The sequence below is a fragment of the Albidovulum sp. genome, assembly GCF_049646345.1.
Lineage (GTDB): Bacteria > Pseudomonadota > Alphaproteobacteria > Rhodobacterales > Rhodobacteraceae > Albidovulum.
Window position 1 is genome coordinate 1 of the sequence record NZ_JBARVQ010000742.1, and the last position, 2385, is coordinate 2385.

Genomic DNA, 2385 nt, shown 5'->3' on the forward strand with positions numbered 1-2385 from the left:
GGGTCAGATAGCCGTAACCGCCCTTGTTCAAACCATCCGTCCAGGCGGAATCCTGTCCGTTCACGGCAAACATCAGAGGATTGTCATAGGCATAACCGGGCACTTCCGAGAATCCCAAAGATCCCCCGATCTGACTGTCGGTAACTTTCCACATCTGCGCATCGGCGTTACTGGCAAAAGTTTTGACAAAATCGATGTTCGCAACCTTCTCCCACGCCTTGGTGGCGCGTTCGATCATCTGCTGTTCCGCACTTGTCCATGACATCGACCTGCCACTGAACCAGTCAGAATTTGTGCCAGCCGTAGTTGCATAGGAAATCGTGACCTTGCCGCCATCGAAATCATCCCAAGCCCCGCCCCAGACGAGAGAGTCTATCCATGGATTTGCACCGTTGGTCGGAGTGTCGTCTATAGTAATCTCAAATGCCGTTCCCATAATGCCAACCCTAAGCTTGCCTACCCTCTAACGGATCATCTTTTGCGGGAGAAACTTGACGGAAACAAGGCGTTTTCCGATGTATGATCGGTTTTACCGCCGAACCTGACGCGTGCCGCACCGTCACCGGCGCAAGAAAAAGCCGCAGACCGATAGGGTCTGCGGCGATGTCGGGCCGGTTGCAAGCCGGGGGGGGTCAGACCACCCGTTCGACCATCATCTTCTTGATCTCGGCAATCGCCTTGGCCGGATTCAGCCCCTTCGGGCAGGTCTTGGCGCAGTTCATGATCGTGTGGCAGCGATAAAGCTTGAACGGGTCTTCCAGATCGTCCAGCCGCTCGCCCGTCGCCTCATCCCGGCTGTCGATGATCCAGCGATAGGCATGCAGCAGTGCTGCCGGGCCAAGGTAACGGTCGCCGTTCCACCAATAGCTCGGGCAGGAGGTGGAGCAGGAGGCGCACATCACGCATTCATAAAGCCCGTCGAGTTTCTTGCGGTCATCGATCGATTGACGCCACTCCTTGGCCGGGCGGTTGGTCTTGGTCTCCAGCCACGGCATGATGCTGGCGTGCTGGGCGTAGAAATGCGTGAGATCGGGGATCAGGTCCTTCACCACCGGCATATGCGGCAGCGGATAGATCTTCACATCGCCCTTCACCTCATCAAGGCCATAGATACAGGCGAGTGTGTTGATCCCGTCGATATTCATCGCGCAGGACCCACAGATGCCCTCGCGGCAGGAGCGGCGGAAGGTCAGGGTCGGGTCGATCTCATTCTTGATCTTGATCAGCGCGTCGAGGATCATCGGCCCGCAAGTGTCCATGTCGAGGAAATAGGTATCGACGCGCGGGTTCTCACCGGTATCTGGGTCCCAGCGATAGATCTGGAACTTGCGGATATTCGAACCCGACGGTTTCGGCCAGGTCTTGCCGGTGCGGATTTTCGAATTCTTGGGAAGCGTGAACTGGACCATGTCTTATCCCTTCCAATCGGGGCGGTCATAGAGTGGCCGGCGCGGCGGCTGACCCGATTTCTTGTAGACGCAGGAATTGTAGAGCGCTGCGGGGTCCTTGCCCTGAAGCCATTCGGAGGACACCGTCAGCCGTACCTTGCTGGCGGGCCCGCCCGATCCGGCACCCACGGCGACCATTCCGCGCGGCCCTGCGGCAAGGCGGGCGCGCTCATAGCACGCCTCTTCCGCCCGCTCGACCGACATAGGACCGCAGGCCGCAAGCAGAACAGCCGCTGCAAGAGCGCTGAGTGGAACGATATTGGCGGCGAGAACCGTCACCCGGCCACCTCTTCCGTCACCGGCAAGGCGTCGAGGCAGGCAACCGCCTCGGGCCGCGCCGCGTAAGTACGGATCTTTTCACGGTTCGCCGCCGAGACAGCCTTGTAGTTGTCAGCGGTACCAAGCTGCACCGTTTCGACAATGCTCATCGCCTTCTGCACGCATTTGCCCGCTGCTTCAGCGTCGATACCGGGGCGGTCCTCTGCCATCACCTTGGCGATGGCGGCGCGCGCTTCATTCTTGCTGGCATCGGCGACGATGACACCGGCACAGCCGGGCAAGGAGGTGACGAAAGCGAGGGCAGTCAGCAGACGAAAGGTCATCATTCAGTCCTCAATGAGGCGCGGATGGTGGAGCCGTCCTGGAGGAACAGCATCGCGCGATCTTGCTGTTCCCGGCTTAGTGTCGGCCAAAGCTCTGTGTCGCCGGGCAGCAGCGGATACTGAACAGGCAAAGGCAATTTGCCCTTCGGCGTCTTCGGTACTTTTACGGGCGTCGCCGACGGCGCGGCATACGACATACCCGTGCCGCCTTCGAGATAGGCACCGTGATAGCCCGCCCCACCGGAAAGGGCTGCCGCCCCGCGCTGACGGTCGGTGTATCGGGGCTTGGCTGGCACAGTCGCCGTCGGCGGCGTGCCATAGGTATAGGTTCGCAC

5 protein-coding genes are annotated in these 2385 nt (G+C 60.0%); all 5 read right to left on the reverse strand.

What is annotated here, in order from left to right:
- The coding region (locus tag WBB85_RS19440) for a hypothetical protein (RefSeq protein WP_432640242.1) at nt 1-436 on the reverse strand (436 nt) is incomplete at its 3' end.
- A 196-nt stretch (nt 437-632) separates the two neighbouring features.
- Nucleotides 633-1409 carry a succinate dehydrogenase iron-sulfur subunit gene (locus WBB85_RS19445; RefSeq protein ID WP_432640243.1) on the reverse strand — a complete coding sequence of 259 codons (777 nt, stop codon included), beginning with the start codon at nt 1407-1409 and terminating at the stop codon, nt 633-635.
- 3 nt (nt 1410-1412) lie between these two features.
- Nucleotides 1413-1727, reverse strand: coding sequence for a hypothetical protein (locus WBB85_RS19450; protein ID WP_432640244.1), 315 nt, complete (start codon nt 1725-1727; stop codon nt 1413-1415).
- On the reverse strand, nt 1724-2053 hold the full coding sequence (locus WBB85_RS19455) for a hypothetical protein (RefSeq protein ID WP_432640245.1): 330 nt from the start codon (nt 2051-2053) through the stop codon (nt 1724-1726). Before WBB85_RS19455 ends, WBB85_RS19450 begins: the two co-directional genes overlap by 4 nt.
- Nucleotides 2050-2385, reverse strand: a 336-nt coding sequence (locus WBB85_RS19460) for a hypothetical protein (RefSeq protein WP_432640246.1), incomplete at its 5' end; no start/stop codon positions are given. The genes WBB85_RS19460 and WBB85_RS19455, both read right to left, overlap by 4 nt.